The sequence below is a fragment of the Bradyrhizobium embrapense genome (assembly GCF_001189235.2).
In the GTDB taxonomy this organism is placed as follows: domain Bacteria; phylum Pseudomonadota; class Alphaproteobacteria; order Rhizobiales; family Xanthobacteraceae; genus Bradyrhizobium; species Bradyrhizobium embrapense.
The window spans coordinates 394,839-408,274 of record NZ_LFIP02000002.1 but is presented as its reverse complement, the minus strand read 5'-3'; the positions used below and the strand labels follow the sequence as shown (position 1 = coordinate 408,274).

Below are 13,436 nucleotides of genomic sequence, written 5' to 3'. Positions count from 1 at the left end.
AACGAAGTTTTAACGCTCGGTTGCGGGCTATTACGGATGCCGGATTTCGACATGGATTGGCATGAGCGTCGTCCGACGCGCCTTATTTCGATCAATCCGGGCAGCGACAGAGTTGCACAACCTGGGGCGGCGACACCGCTCTACTTCTTGACCGGACGGACCGGTGCGGAGAACTGCTCGGTGCGGTCGCGCTCGGTCATGTCGACCACGGTGTCCATCGGCGCGGTGAGCTCATAGACATAGGAGACGTCGGTGAAGTAGCGCTTCGCGGTGCCGCCGAGCGCCTCCGGCGCGACGCGGTCGAGCAGGATCAAGCCGAAATCGCTGTCGGCGCGCCGCGTCGCCTGGCTGGTGTTGAACTCCTCCCAGCGGAAGTGGAAGACCGCATCCTCGCCGGCGACTTCCCAGTTCGCGACGATGTGCGGATGCTTGCCGACCAGCGACAGCCCTTCGTCGGAATGCGAGGCGAGCTCGAAGAACAGCAGCGAGAGCGATTGCGCGGCGCGGGCGCTGACGGTGATATCAGGACCGTTCACCGCGATCCGATCGGCATGCGGAATCGCGCGCGCTTCGAAAAGGCCCTTCAGCTTGACGCCCTGCCACTGGCTCTCGCTGAGCAGCGTGACGACATTCGACATCGCGTGGATGCGCCCGATCAACAGTTCGCGTGCGACGTCGATGTCGGCGCCGTGCCGCAGCGTGCGGGTCACGATCGACTGGATCACCGCGAGGATGTTCTTGACCCGATGGTTGAGCTCGTCGATCACAGCAGTCAGCCGGCGCTCGAAGCCGATCCGGACCTCGATCTCGCGGCTGAGGCGAAGGTTGTTGTAGGCGACATAGCCGAACAGGCCGCAGACGATGCCGGTCAGCGCGAGGCCGATCGCAGCGACGATGGTCGCGGTCTGCTGCGCGCGCACCGTGGCGTTGCTCTTCGCATAATAGTCGAGCGACCAGTCCCGGCCGCCGAACGTCACCGTGCGGACCATCGACGGCACCGGGCCGTCCTGGCGCACCGCGCGCGAGGTGACGATGCCCTGTTCGTTGGCGGTGAACTCGTCGTTGGAATCCCGCGGGTCCTTCAACGCCACCGCGAACAGCGAGGAATCGTCGTTGGTCAGCATCAGCGACGATAGCTCGTAGGAAAAGGTGATGAAGCCGGCCGGCTCGGAGGCGCCCTCCTGGAACACCGGCGCGGCGAGCACGACCCCGACCGGGCCGTTCTGCCGCAGCAGCGGCACCGGGTCCGAGGCCACGGGCTTGGCGCTCTCCATCGCCTTGGCCAGCATCGGGCCGACCACCGAGTGGCGGTCGAAGGCACGGCCCGGGATGCTCAGGGTCTCCGGATTGCGCGGCTCGACGTCCATCAACACGTTGATCGGCTTGTCGAGCGCCTTGATGTCGAGCGCCTGGTCGTCGAAATCGCGGATCGAGGGATTGGTGAAGCCGGCGGCCTTCAGCTCCGCCTCGGCCGCGGTCAATTCGTTCGGCTTGAGCCGCGCGATCCAGGCGGCGACGACGAAATCGGTCTTGAAGGCGTAGATCGCCGAGCGCAGCGGCTGCAGCATGTTGGCCTTCACCATCGACGGCGTCCGGAACAGCCCCGAGGCCACCCGCGCCAGCAGCTCGCGCTCGGTCAGGCGGTCCTGCACCAGGCTGGCGTGGACGTCGATCGCACGCGCCAGTGCGATACCGTCGATTGCGAGCTCCTGATCGTGCACCCGATAGGCCGCAAGACCGGAGAGCAGAACTCCGATCAGCGCAATCAATGCAACGATGAAGCCCAGTCGAACCACACGCTTACTCGGCAATCAGGGGGTGGCGAAAGGGTACGGTAGGCATCTGGCTTCTGCGGGGGCGGCGAAAAATCAGGATGCGATGAACGCCAGGCGCAAAGGAATATGGAACGGCGATCATCGGTACGCAACAGCAGCCGGTCGGCAACATTAACGACGACGCCACCCGGCGGTCTTTGGCGGCGCCAAAGGTTGGTAATCGTCGAAGTTGGCAATTGTTCCGGCGATTGCGCAGCTTTTTTGCGGCGGGGTTGGTGCGCCAAAGGATCAGCGGTGCATTTGGCGGCTCCGCCACAATGATTAACGCGCTACCTCGCCTTGCCTGCCGCCTGCGGCCGAAGGCCGCCCTTGGTCTCGATGAAGCCGATGATGCGGTCGAGGCCCTCGCTCTTCTTCAGATTGGTCATCACGAAGGGCCGCTGGCCGCGCATCCGCCTCGCGTCGGTGTCCATCTTCTCCAGCGACGCACCGACGTGGGGCGCGAGGTCGATCTTGTTGATCACCAGCAGGTCGGACCGCGTGATGCCGGGGCCGCCCTTGGAGGGAATCTTGTCGCCGGCCGCAACGTCGATGACGTAGATCGTGAGGTCGGCCAATTCCGGCGAGAAGGTTGCGGCCAGATTGTCGCCGCCGGACTCGATCAGCACCAGGTCGAGGTCGGGAAATTTGGCCCGCATGTCGGCGACCGCGGCGAGGTTCATCGAGGCGTCCTCGCGGATCGCGGTGTGCGGACAGCCGCCGGTCTCGACGCCGGCGATGCGGTCCGGCGTCAGCGAGCCGGAACGCACCAGGAATTCGGCATCCCATTTGGTGTAGATGTCGTTGGTGATCGCGGCGATGTCGTAGCGCTCGCGCATCGACTTGCAGAGCAGATCCATCAGCGCGGTCTTGCCGGAGCCCACCGGACCGCCGACGCCGACCCGCAACGGACCATGAGAAGTGGGCATGAGGCGCTCTCTCCGTTATCCTCGTCCCGGCCTAGCACGCAATTGCGCACGGGGGCCCGGACCCATTACCACCGAATTGAATTGTTGCGATGCGCTGGGGCCGCAGCCCTGCACAACCACCAAAGCCGGTGGTTATGGGTCGCGGCCTTCGCCGGGACGACAGCGGATTACCCATCATGACCGAAACAGCCTCGTATACTGCGTCTCATGGCGCAGGCTGGCGAGGTCGGCCCGGAAGGTCGCGCTGCCGAGATCGTCGAGCGAGGCTGCGTCGGCCCGCGCAGCGGTGGCGGCAACGACCGGCTCGAGATCGGCCAACACGCGCTGGCTGTCGGTCTGCCCGAGCGGAATCAGCCGGCTGCCGGCGGAAATCCAGTTGGAGAGCACGGCATGCAGGAAGGCGTGCAGCGACGGCGCAAGCCGGATGCCGTGCGCAGCGCTGACGACGCCGACCGCAACCGGGTAGACAATGGGCCCGTCGCAGGCCGCGATCATCGCGTCGAGACGGGGCGAATTCCAGGCCGCGCGCGCGATCTCGATGAAGGCGCGCCCCTGCGTCGTGGTCTCGAGCTGCCGCTCGCGCGACGGCACCAAGGCGGCAGCAAGCTCGGCGATCTCCTGCAGCCCGGCGTGGCCGGGCTCCGACGCCGCGCGATGGCCTTGTGCAAGGAAGACGGCGTCGCAGAAGCCGCTGCCGTCGGTGAGCATCGCCGCGAGCCAGCCGCGGAGCGATGCGGCATCGGTGATGTCGCCGGCCTCGACCGCCCATTCGATACCGCTGGAATAGGCGAACGCGCCCACCGGAAAGGACGGCGACAGCCACGTCATCAGCCGGTACAGCGCGGCCGCCTCGTCCTCCGCCATCCCGCCGCGCACCGCGGCGGGATCAGGCTCATTTGTGGTCATGAGCATGGGAGTGGTCGTGGTGATGATGGGCGTGGTCGCAATGCTCATCATGATGATGGTGGTGGTCATGCCCGTGATGATGGTGGTGGCCATGATCGTGCGCATGGCCATGGGCGTGATCGTGCCCGGTATGACCATGCGCGTGCTCGTCGGCATGCGCATGCTCGGCATAGGCGCCGCCTTCGGGGTCGAACGGCGCTTCGATCTCGATGACCCGGGCGCCAAGCCCCTTCACCATCGCCTCGATCACGTGATCGCGCCGAATGCGCAGGCCCTTCGGCATGATCTGCGTCGGCAGATGGCGGTTGCCGAGATGCCAGGCGACCCGGATCAGGTGATGCGGATCGCTGCCGCGGATTTCCGCGAGCGGCTCGGGAGCTGCGATCACCTCGACGAGGCGGCCGTCCTCCAGCACCAGCGCGTCGCCGCCGCGCAGCGCGACGGCACTTTCCAGATCGAGCAGGAATTCGAGCCCGCGCGTCCCGGTCATCGCCATCCGCCGCCGGTGCCGGTCGTCGAAATCGAGCACGACGGTGTCGGCTGCCGCTTCCGTCCAGCGATGCTGTCCCAGGACCTTGGTTGCGCGGATCATCGAATGCCTCAGAGCTTCTGAACCTTGGCGTCGCTGATGATCTCGATCACCGTCGGGCCCGTCTTCATCTCCGCGGAATATTCGCGCCACACCTTCATGTGCGGCGCCTTGCTGTGCGCGGTCAGGTCATCGCGGGTTTCCCAGCGCTCGACCACCACATACAGATTGGGATCGTTGACGCTGACATGGCCCTCATAGGCGAGACAGCCCTTCTCCTTGTGGGTCTCGGCGATGCACGCCTTGTGTCCCCTAATGAAGTCGTCCTTCTTTTCCGGCTTCATCGGCGTGGTGGCGATGACATAGATCATGGATGATCTCCCTTCTTTTTCTTGTCAGCGGACGTCGACCTTCTCGGGCGTGATCACCTCGATCTTCGGCGGCGCGGCCATGCACTTCACCGCGACCCGGCCGAACGTCTTCATGTGCTCGGCGGTGCGATGCGGCACCAGCGCCTCGGCGTTCTCCCACTGCTCGACGAACACCATCTTGCTTTGGTCGGTGACGCTCTCGTGCAGGTCGTAGGCGATGTTGCCGGGCTCCTTGCGGGTTTCCTTGATACAGGCGGTTGCCGCAGCGATGAATTCGGCGCGGGTCTCGGGCTTGATGGTCAGCGTGGCAACGACGTAAATCACGGAAATTCCTCCCGGTTTTCTGTTTTGGCTTTGGATACCGGGATGGGTTTTAGAACATAAAATAGCGCTGTGCCATGGGCAGCACCTCGGCCGGCGCGCAGGTCAGCAGCTCGCCGTCTGCGCGTACCTCATAGGTCTCGGGATCGACCTCGATCTTGGGCGTCGCATCGTTGTGGATCATGCTTTTCTTGGAGATCTTGCCGCGGGTGTTCTGCACCGCGTAGAGCTTCTTCGAGATGCCGAGCTTGCGGGCGAGGCCGCCGGTGACGGCAGCCTTCGAGGTGAACACGACCGAGGATGCCGTCAGCGACTTGCCGAAGGCGGCGAACATCGGCTGGTAATGCACCGGCTGCGGCGTCGGGATCGAGGCGTTGGGATCGCCCATCGGCGCCGCCACGATCGAGCCGCCCTTGATGATACAGTCCGGCTTGACGCCGAAGAACGCCGGCGACCACAGCACCAGATCGGCCATCTTGCCCTTCTCCACCGAACCGATCAGCTTCGACACGCCATGCGCGATCGCCGGGTTGATGGTGTATTTGGCGATGTAGCGCTTGACGCGGAAATTGTCGTTGTCGTTGCCCTTGTCCTGCGGCAGCGCTCCGCGCTGTTTCTTCATCTTGTCGGCAGTCTGCCAGGTGCGGATGATGACCTCCCCGAGCCGGCCCATTGCCTGCGAGTCCGACGACAGCATCGAGAGCGCGCCGAGATCGTGCAGGATGTCCTCGGCAGCGATGGTCTCCTTGCGGATCCGGCTTTCGGCGAAAGCGAGATCTTCGGCGATCGACGGATCGAGGTGATGGCACACCATCAGCATATCCAGATGCTCGTCGATGGTGTTGCGGGTGAATGGCCGCGTCGGATTGGTCGAGGACGGTAACACGTTCTTCAGGCCGGCAACCTTGATGATGTCGGGCGCATGGCCGCCGCCGGCACCTTCAGTGTGGAAGGCGTGGATGGTGCGGCCCTTGAAGGCCTTGATGGTGTCTTCCACGAAGCCGGATTCGTTCAGCGTGTCCGAGTGCAGCATCACCTGGACGTCGTAATCGTCCGCCACCGAGAGGCAGGTGTCGATCGCCGACGGCGTGGTGCCCCAATCCTCATGCAGCTTCAGCGCGCAGGCGCCGGCCTTGATCATCTCGACCAGCGCCGCCGGCCGCGACGCATTGCCCTTGCCCGAGATGCCGAGGTTGACCGGAAAGGCGTCGAACGACTGGATCATCCGCCCCATGTGCCACGGGCCGGGCGTGCAGGTGGTGGCAAACGTGCCATGCGAGGGACCGGTGCCGCCCCCGAGCATCGAGGTGACGCCAGACATCAGCGCGTGCTCGATCTGCTGCGGACAGATGAAATGGATGTGGCTGTCGAATCCGCCCGCGGTGAGGATCTTGCCTTCGCCCGCGATCACGTCGGTGCCGGGCCCGATGATGATGGTGACGTTGGGCTGGATGTCAGGATTGCCCGCCTTGCCGATCGCGGCGATCATGCCCTCCTTGATCGCAACGTCGGCCTTCACGATGCCCCAGTGATCGACGATCAGCGCGTTGGTGATCACGGTGTCGGCCGCGCCTTGCGCGTTGGTCACCTGCGACTGCCCCATGCCGTCGCGGATCACCTTGCCGCCGCCGAACTTCACCTCCTCGCCATAGGTGGTGAGGTCCTTCTCGACCTCGATGATCAGATCGGTGTCGGCGAGCCGCACCTTGTCGCCGGTGGTCGGCCCGAACATGTCGGCATAGACGGAACGCTTGATCTTCACGGACATATCAGCCCCCAGTTTCAGCCAGCGCGGCCCTGGCACGCGCCATGGTGTCGTCGAAAATGCGGTCGAGCCGCGGATTGATGCCCCGGCAGCCGGCGACGACCTGGTCGGCCCAGGCCGCATAGTCGGCAAGATCGTCGCGCTCGTCCTGGCTCGGATGCGGCACGATCCGGGCGCCGATATTGCTGACCTTGTCGGCGGTCTTGATCAGCTTTGCGCCGGGCGATTTGCGCGGAGCGTCTTCGATCTGCTTCTGCCGGCGGACCGCTTTCGGCAGGCTCATGTCATCGGTGCATTCGACCACCAGCGCGGCGACGCGTGCGCTGAATCTTTGCGCGAGCTCCTCGCGCGTCGTCTCGGTGTCTTCGATGGTGTCGTGCAGCCAGCCCGCCGCCACCAGCTCGGCATCGGCGCCATCAGTCACCTGCGCCAGCAGGTTCGCGACCTCGGCGAGATGGTTGATGTACGGCTCATTCCCCCGCCCCTTGCGCGCCATGCCGCTGTGACGGCGCGCAGCGAGCTCGGCAGCTTCGGAGATCAGGCGAACTGGAGGGAGCATGCGGCTACAGCGCCCCTGTGCAGAGGCGCGCGTTGCGGAGCCGCGTTGCACCGACTTCCCGAATCTGTTTGGCCAGAGCCCGCGGCTCACCCCTCTCCCCAGCCCTCCCCCGCAAGGGGGGAGGGAGCCTGACCAACGTGCTCACCTTACTTGGTGCTGAAGCTTCTCCGCGCAGCATCACAGCTTCTCCATTCCATCGGCATCAGATGTAAGGAAGCCTCCGACGGCAGGGTTCCCTCCCCCCTTGCGGGGGAGGGTTAGGGAGAGGGGTGCCGCTTGCTCAGCTGGATAACGTGACGCAACAACCACGCTAGCGACATTCGAGCTGCCGAGCCGGATTGCGCGCGCTCGCAGGATATCATCGGTCAGCGGCTTACCCCTCTCCCCAACCCTTCCCCGCAAGGGGGGAGGGAGCCCTACCGATGTGCTCACCTCACGAAGGATCACAGCTTCCCCTTCACCTCGGCGCGGAAGCCGTGGATCACACGCTTGCCGGCGAGCGCCACCAGTTGCACGTCGCGGGTCTGGCCGGGCTCGAAGCGGACGGCGGTGCCGGCAGCGATGTCGAGGCGCATGCCGCGGGCGCGTCTGCGATCGAATTTCAGCGCCGGATTGGTCTCGAAGAAGTGGTAGTGCGAGCCGACCTGGATCGGGCGGTCGCCGGTGTTGGCGACCGACAGCGTCACGGTCTTGCGGCCGGCATTGAGCTCGATCTCGCCGTCCTTGATGAAGAGTTCGCCGGGGATCATGTCGCGCTCCTATCGGATCGGCTCGTGCACGGTGACGAGCTTGGTGCCGTCGGGGAATGTCGCCTCAACCTGGATGTCGTGGATCATCTCCGGGATGCCGTCCATCACCTGCGCGCGGGTCAGGACCTTGGCGCCCGCCTGCATCAGCTCGGCGACGGTGCGGCCGTCGCGCGCGCCCTCGACGATGTAATCGGTAATCAGCGCCACCGCTTCGGGATGGTTCAGCTTCACGCCACGCTCGAGCCGGCGGCGCGCCACCATCGCGGCCATCGAAACCAGGAGCTTGTCCTTTTCGCGGGGAGACAAATTCATGCGAGCACTCTGATGATCTTGAAAGGATTGGTTGAGCCACAGGCATTTAGTTGAGCCAGAGTCTTGGCAGCGGGACCAAGGAGGCGCGGCCGAGCACCGCCATCATGTCGGCGCGCAGCCGGGCGGCATCTTGGGCACAGAAGCGCGCCATTGCAAAGCCATTCCACGCGGAGATGCCGACCTCGCCGCCGAAGCCGTCCGACGCCTCGCGGATGCGCGCGACCAGCGCTTCGTCGCCCGGCACGATCAGCGCGGTGCCGATCGCGCAGCCGCCCCCTGCCACCGCGGGCCTTGCCAGCTTCTCGCCGATCTCGCCGTCGAGGCGGATGGTCTCGGCAAACACCAGCCGGCCGCCGCGGCGCATCCGCCAGCGGTCGACGAACTCGCCATGGCGCATGGTCTCGCCCATCGCGGCGCGGCCGAACACCACGCTCTCGCACAGCAGGAGCGAGGCCCCCTCGGCAAGGTCGATGTCGAAGCGGCGATGGATCCGGGCGCGGTCGAACAGGATGGTCTCCTGCGGCAGCCAGGACAGATGCGCGCCATCAGCGACCTTCAGCGCGATGTCGAGCCGCGCCGCGGCGCCGGGGGCGCGGTAGACCTTTTCGGCGGCTGCTGTGGTCAGCGTCAGCCGGGCTCCCTCGCCGGCTGCGATCGCGATCTCGAAACGGTCCCCGCCGGCAATGCCGCCGGCAGTGTTGACAAACATCGCCGACAGACCGTCATCCTCGGGCGATGGAAAGCGGACGCGCAGCGAGCCTGACTCATGCAAGTCGCCGCGGCGGGTGGTCCCGTCCTTGCGATGTACGCCGAACCTGACCGCGCCCTGGGCGCGGTTTGCCGCAAACGTCGCCGCTTCCGCGCTTGCGATCCCGGTCCGCATTCTCCGACGCTCCCTCAACCCACGCCACAAAGGGCGGCGTCACATCCTGTTCACAGCGCCATCTGGCGGCTGATCTCGGCGGGATCGAGGCTTGCGCGATCGCAGGCATATTTCACCGCGCCCCGGTCCATCACGGCAAAACTGTCGCCGAGTTCGCAGGCAAAGTCGAGATATTGTTCGACCAGCACGATGGCGATGTTGCCGAGATTGCGCAGATAGGAGATGGCGCGGCCGATGTCCTTGATGATCGAGGGCTGGATGCCTTCGGTCGGCTCGTCTAGCAGCAGGAGCTTTGGCCGCATCACCAGCGCGCGGCCGATCGCGAGCTGCTGCTGCTGGCCGCCGGAGAGGTCGCCGCCGCGGCGGCCCAGCATGGTCTGCAGCACCGGAAACAGCGAGAATACGTCATCGGGGATGTTGCGGTCCTCGCGCTTCAGCGGACCGAAGCCAGTCTTGAGGTTCTCCTCCACCGTCAGCAGCGGGAAGATCTCGCGGCCCTGCGGCACGAAGCCGATGCCGCGCCGCGCCCGCTCATAGGGCTTCAGCGCGGTGATGTCCTTGCCGTCGAAATTGATCGCGCCGGAGGCGATCGGATACTGGCCGACCATGGCGCGCAGCAGCGAGGTCTTGCCGACGCCGTTGCGGCCGAGCACGCACGTGACCTTGCCGGGCTCGGCGGTCAGCGACACCCCGCGCAAGGCCTGCGCCGCGCCGTAATAGAGGTTGATGTTGTCGACCTTCAGCATCGCCCTAGCGCCCCAGATACACTTCGACCACCCGTTCGTTCGACGACACCTGGTCGATCGAACCTTCGGCGAGCACCGTGCCTTCGTGCAGGCAGGTGACCTTGACGCCGAGCTCGCGCACGAAGGTCATGTCGTGCTCGACCACCATGATGGTGTGGTTCTTGTTGATCTCCTTCAGCAGCTCCGCGGTGAGATGGGTCTCGACGTCGGTCATCCCGGCGACCGGCTCGTCGACCAGCAGCACCTTGGGGTCCTGCGCCAGCAGCATGCCGATCTCGAGCCACTGCTTCTGGCCATGCGACAGGCTGCCGGCGAGGCGGTTGCGCGCATCGGTCAGGCGGATGGTCTCGAGCACCTTGTCGATGCGCTCGGACTCCGCCTTGCTGCCGCGCCAGAACAGCGTGCCGCGCACGGAATGATCGACATTGAGCGCGAGCAGCAGATTGTCCTGCACGGTCTGGCTCTCGAACACCGTCGGCTTCTGGAATTTGCGGCCGATGCCGAGCTCGGCGATGCGGGTCTCGTCGAGCCGGGTCAGGTCGACGGTGCCGTCGAACAGCACGGTGCCCTCATCCGGCTTGGTCTTGCCGGTGATGATGTCCATCATCGTGGTCTTGCCGGCGCCGTTCGGGCCGATGATCGCGCGCATCTCGCCGGGCGCGAGCGTCAGCGACAGATTGTTGATGGCGTGAAAGCCGTCGAACGAGACGTGCACGCCGTCGAGGTAGAGCATGGCCGAAGTGGCGCGGGTATCCATGACGTTCATCTGCCTACTCCGCCGGGTTCGGCGCGCCGACGCCGTCTTCGCGCGCCGCACTCTCCGCATCGGGCGAGTTGCGCCTTGCCCTGATCGGCTCCCACCAGCTGTTGAAGGTGCCGACGATGCCCTTGGGCAACAGCAGAGTGACCAGGATGAACAGCGCGCCCAGCATGAACAGCCAGTACGGCGCCAGCGGCCCGGAGGTGAAGAACGTCTTGGCATAGTTGACGACGACCGCGCCGAGCGCGGCGCCGACCAGCGTGCCGCGGCCGCCGACAGCGACCCAGATCACCGCCTCGATCGAATTGCCGGGCGCGAACTCGCTCGGGTTGATGATGCCGACCTGCGGCACATAGAGCGCGCCGGCGACGCCGGCCATGCAGGCCGACAGCGTGAACACGAACAGCTTGTAGGATTCGACGCGATAGCCGAGGAAGCGGGTACGGCTTTCGGCGTCGCGCACCGCGATCAGGACCTTGCCAAGCTTCGAGGTCACGATCGCGCGGCAGATCAGGAAGGCGACGATCAGCGCCAGGCAGCTCAGCAGGAACAGCACGGCACGGGTGCCTTCGGCCTGCACGTTGAAGCCGAGGATGTCCTTGAAATCGGTCAGGCCGTTGTTGCCGCCGAAGCCGAAATCGTTGCGGAAGAAGCCGAGCAGCAGCGCATAGGTCATGGCCTGCGTGATGATCGACAGATACACGCCGGTGACACGCGAGCGGAAGGCGAGCCAGCCGAAGCAGAAGGCGAGCAGGCCCGGCACCAGCAGCACCATCAAGGCAGCAAACCAGAATTTATCGAAGCCGTACCAGTACCAGGGCAGCTTGTCCCAGTTCAGGAACACCATGAAGTCGGGCAGAACAGGGTTGCCGTAGACGCCACGGCTGCCGATCTGCCGCATCAGGTACATGCCCATGGCGTAGCCGCCGAGCGCGAAGAACGCGCCATGGCCGAGCGAAAGGATGCCGCAATAGCCCCAGATCAGATCGATCGCGAGCGCGAGGATGGCGTAGCAGACATATTTGCCCCACAGCGCCACCAGATAGGTAGGCACCTGGAACATCGATCCCTGCGGCAGCAGCAGGTTCGACAGCGGGATCAGCACGCCGACCGCGGCGACGATCAGGACGAACGCGGTCGCGGCGCGATCGAGCGAACGGGTCAGGATATGCGGCGTCATGCTTCCACCGCCCAGCCCTTGAGCGCGAACAGGCCGCGCGGCCGCTTCTGGATGAACAGGATGATCAGCACCAGGATCGCGATCTTGCCGAGCACGGCGCCCGCCACCGGCTCGAGGAACTTGTTGGCGATGCCGAGCGTGAACGCGCCGACCAGCGTGCCCCAGAGATTGCCGACGCCGCCGAACACCACGACCATGAAACTGTCGATGATGTAGCTCTGGCCGAGATTCGGACTGACATTGTCGATCTGCGACAACGCCACGCCGGCGATGCCCGCGATCCCCGAGCCGAGGCCGAAGGTCAGCGCGTCCACGCGCGAGGTGGCGATCCCCATCGAGGCCGCCATGCGGCGATTCTGCGTCACCGCGCGCATCTCGAGCCCGAGCGCGGTGTAGCGCAGCATCGCCAGCAGGATGGCGAACACCGCGAGCGTGAAGCAGAGAATCCAGAGCCGGTTATAGGTGATGGTGATCTGGCCGAGCTCGAAGGCGCCGCTCATCCAGGACGGATTGCCGACCTCGCGGTTGGTCGGGCCGAACGCGGTGCGCACGGCCTGCTGCAGCACCAGCGACAGGCCCCAGGTCGCGAGCAGCGTCTCCAGCGGACGGCCGTAGAGGAAGCGGATGATGGTGCGCTCAATCAGGACGCCGATGAACCCCGCGACCAGGAAGGCGAGCGGCACCGCGATCAGCAGCGAATAGTCGAACAGCGCGGGATAACGGGTGCGGATCACCTCCTGCACCACGAAGGTGGTGTAGGCGCCTAGCATCACCATCTCGCCATGCGCCATGTTGATGACGCCCATCACGCCGAAGGTGATGGCAAGCCCGATCGCGGCGAGCAGCAGCACCGAGCCGAGCGACAGGCCGTACCAGGCGTTCTGCACCATCGACCACATCGCGAGATTGCTCTGGATCGATGTCACCGCGGCTGCCGCCGCCTTGGCGACCACCGGCGGCTGGTCGCCGAGCCCGGTGAGCAGCGCCAGCGCCTCCTGGTCGCCACGCGCCTTGACCACGGCGACGGCGTCGAGCTTGTCACTGTCCGATGCATCCGACTTGAACAGGATGATGGCGGCGCGCGCCTCGGCGAAGGCCTGCTTGATCGACTTGACGCTCTCCTTGGCGAGCGCGCCCTCCACCGTCGGCAGCAGATTCTCCTCGTGGCTCTTGAACACCGATTGCGCCGCGGCGAGGCGCTTGGCCGGATCCGGCGACAGCAGCGTCAGGCCGCCGAGCGCGGCCTCCACGGTGCGGCGCAGGCGGTTGTTGAGACGAACCGCGGCCGCATTGTCGGGCAGCTTGTCGACGGCCGCGCCGGTTGCGGCGTCGACGATCTTGCCATCGGCCTGGGTGATGAAGACCTTCTTGCTGTCGGGATCGGCCGACAACCGGCCGTCCTGCAGCGCGCTGATGATGGGCGAGGCGAGCGCATTGCCCGATGCAGCAACCTCGCCGATCGCAGCCTCCGTGTCGGAGAACTCGTCATTGGCGAATTTGGCAACCGAATCCTCGAACGGGCCGGCCAGCGCCGGCACAGCAACGCAGCTCAGCAGCAGGATCGAGAGAAACAGAGTGCGAAAGCGATCAATACAAATAGCAAACACGTCAG

At 65.4% G+C, this 13,436-nt stretch carries 15 protein-coding genes; all 15 read right to left on the bottom strand.

Annotated elements, in window-relative coordinates; translation table 11 throughout:
* Window positions 1-140: 140 nt before the first annotated feature.
* The 15 genes from AKN83_RS09340 to urtB all read right to left on the bottom strand — a co-directional run bounded on the left by AKN83_RS09340 (window position 141) and on the right by urtB (window position 13,416).
* Window positions 141-1,796: a CHASE domain-containing protein gene (locus tag AKN83_RS09340; protein WP_050405413.1), complete on the bottom strand. Its 1,656-nt coding sequence runs from the start codon at window positions 1,794-1,796 to the stop codon at window positions 141-143.
* Between the two features lie 308 nt (window positions 1,797-2,104).
* On the bottom strand, window positions 2,105-2,743 hold the full coding sequence (gene ureG / locus AKN83_RS09335) for an urease accessory protein UreG (protein ID WP_050405414.1): 639 nt from the start codon (window positions 2,741-2,743) through the stop codon (window positions 2,105-2,107).
* 174 nt (window positions 2,744-2,917) lie between these two features.
* Window positions 2,918-3,655 carry an urease accessory protein UreF gene (locus tag AKN83_RS09330; protein ID WP_063695275.1) on the bottom strand — a complete coding sequence of 246 codons (738 nt, stop codon included), beginning with the start codon at window positions 3,653-3,655 and terminating at the stop codon, window positions 2,918-2,920.
* Entirely contained in the window at window positions 3,636-4,241 is a 606-nt protein-coding gene (gene ureE, locus AKN83_RS38185) for an urease accessory protein UreE (RefSeq protein ID WP_083991995.1), read from the bottom strand. The genes AKN83_RS09330 and ureE overlap by 20 nt, the downstream gene beginning before the upstream one ends.
* Before the next feature lie 8 nt (window positions 4,242-4,249).
* Window positions 4,250-4,549: a putative quinol monooxygenase gene (locus AKN83_RS09320; RefSeq protein ID WP_050405369.1), complete on the bottom strand. Its 300-nt coding sequence runs from the start codon at window positions 4,547-4,549 to the stop codon at window positions 4,250-4,252.
* A gap of 24 nt (window positions 4,550-4,573) precedes the next feature.
* Window positions 4,574-4,873: a putative quinol monooxygenase gene (locus AKN83_RS09315; protein WP_050405368.1), complete on the bottom strand. Its 300-nt coding sequence runs from the start codon at window positions 4,871-4,873 to the stop codon at window positions 4,574-4,576.
* 49 nt (window positions 4,874-4,922) lie between these two features.
* On the bottom strand, window positions 4,923-6,638 hold the full coding sequence (gene ureC, locus AKN83_RS09310) for an urease subunit alpha (RefSeq protein ID WP_050405367.1): 1,716 nt from the start codon (window positions 6,636-6,638) through the stop codon (window positions 4,923-4,925).
* A 1-nt stretch (window position 6,639) separates the two neighbouring features.
* Window positions 6,640-7,194 (bottom strand): HD domain-containing protein, encoded by a 555-nt coding sequence (locus AKN83_RS09305; RefSeq protein ID WP_050405366.1) that lies wholly within the window; start codon window positions 7,192-7,194, stop codon window positions 6,640-6,642.
* A gap of 443 nt (window positions 7,195-7,637) precedes the next feature.
* Entirely contained in the window at window positions 7,638-7,943 is a 306-nt protein-coding gene (locus AKN83_RS09300; protein ID WP_050405365.1) for an urease subunit beta, read from the bottom strand.
* A 9-nt stretch (window positions 7,944-7,952) separates the two neighbouring features.
* On the bottom strand, window positions 7,953-8,255 hold the full coding sequence (locus AKN83_RS09295) for an urease subunit gamma (protein WP_063695274.1): 303 nt from the start codon (window positions 8,253-8,255) through the stop codon (window positions 7,953-7,955).
* A 46-nt stretch (window positions 8,256-8,301) separates the two neighbouring features.
* Complete coding sequence (locus AKN83_RS09290) at window positions 8,302-9,138, bottom strand: urease accessory protein UreD (protein ID WP_050405364.1); 837 nt, start codon at window positions 9,136-9,138, stop codon at window positions 8,302-8,304.
* Window positions 9,139-9,188: 50 nt separating this feature from the next.
* Window positions 9,189-9,884 (bottom strand): urea ABC transporter ATP-binding subunit UrtE, encoded by a 696-nt coding sequence (gene urtE, locus AKN83_RS09285; protein WP_021076835.1) that lies wholly within the window; start codon window positions 9,882-9,884, stop codon window positions 9,189-9,191.
* Window positions 9,885-9,888: 4 nt separating this feature from the next.
* Entirely contained in the window at window positions 9,889-10,650 is a 762-nt protein-coding gene (gene urtD / locus AKN83_RS09280) for an urea ABC transporter ATP-binding protein UrtD (protein ID WP_050405363.1), read from the bottom strand.
* A 4-nt stretch (window positions 10,651-10,654) separates the two neighbouring features.
* On the bottom strand, window positions 10,655-11,824 hold the full coding sequence (urtC, locus tag AKN83_RS09275) for an urea ABC transporter permease subunit UrtC (protein WP_050405362.1): 1,170 nt from the start codon (window positions 11,822-11,824) through the stop codon (window positions 10,655-10,657).
* Window positions 11,821-13,416: an urea ABC transporter permease subunit UrtB gene (urtB, locus tag AKN83_RS09270; RefSeq protein ID WP_050405372.1), complete on the bottom strand. Its 1,596-nt coding sequence runs from the start codon at window positions 13,414-13,416 to the stop codon at window positions 11,821-11,823. Before urtB ends, urtC begins: the two co-directional genes overlap by 4 nt.
* Between the last annotated feature and the right edge of the window lie 20 nt (window positions 13,417-13,436).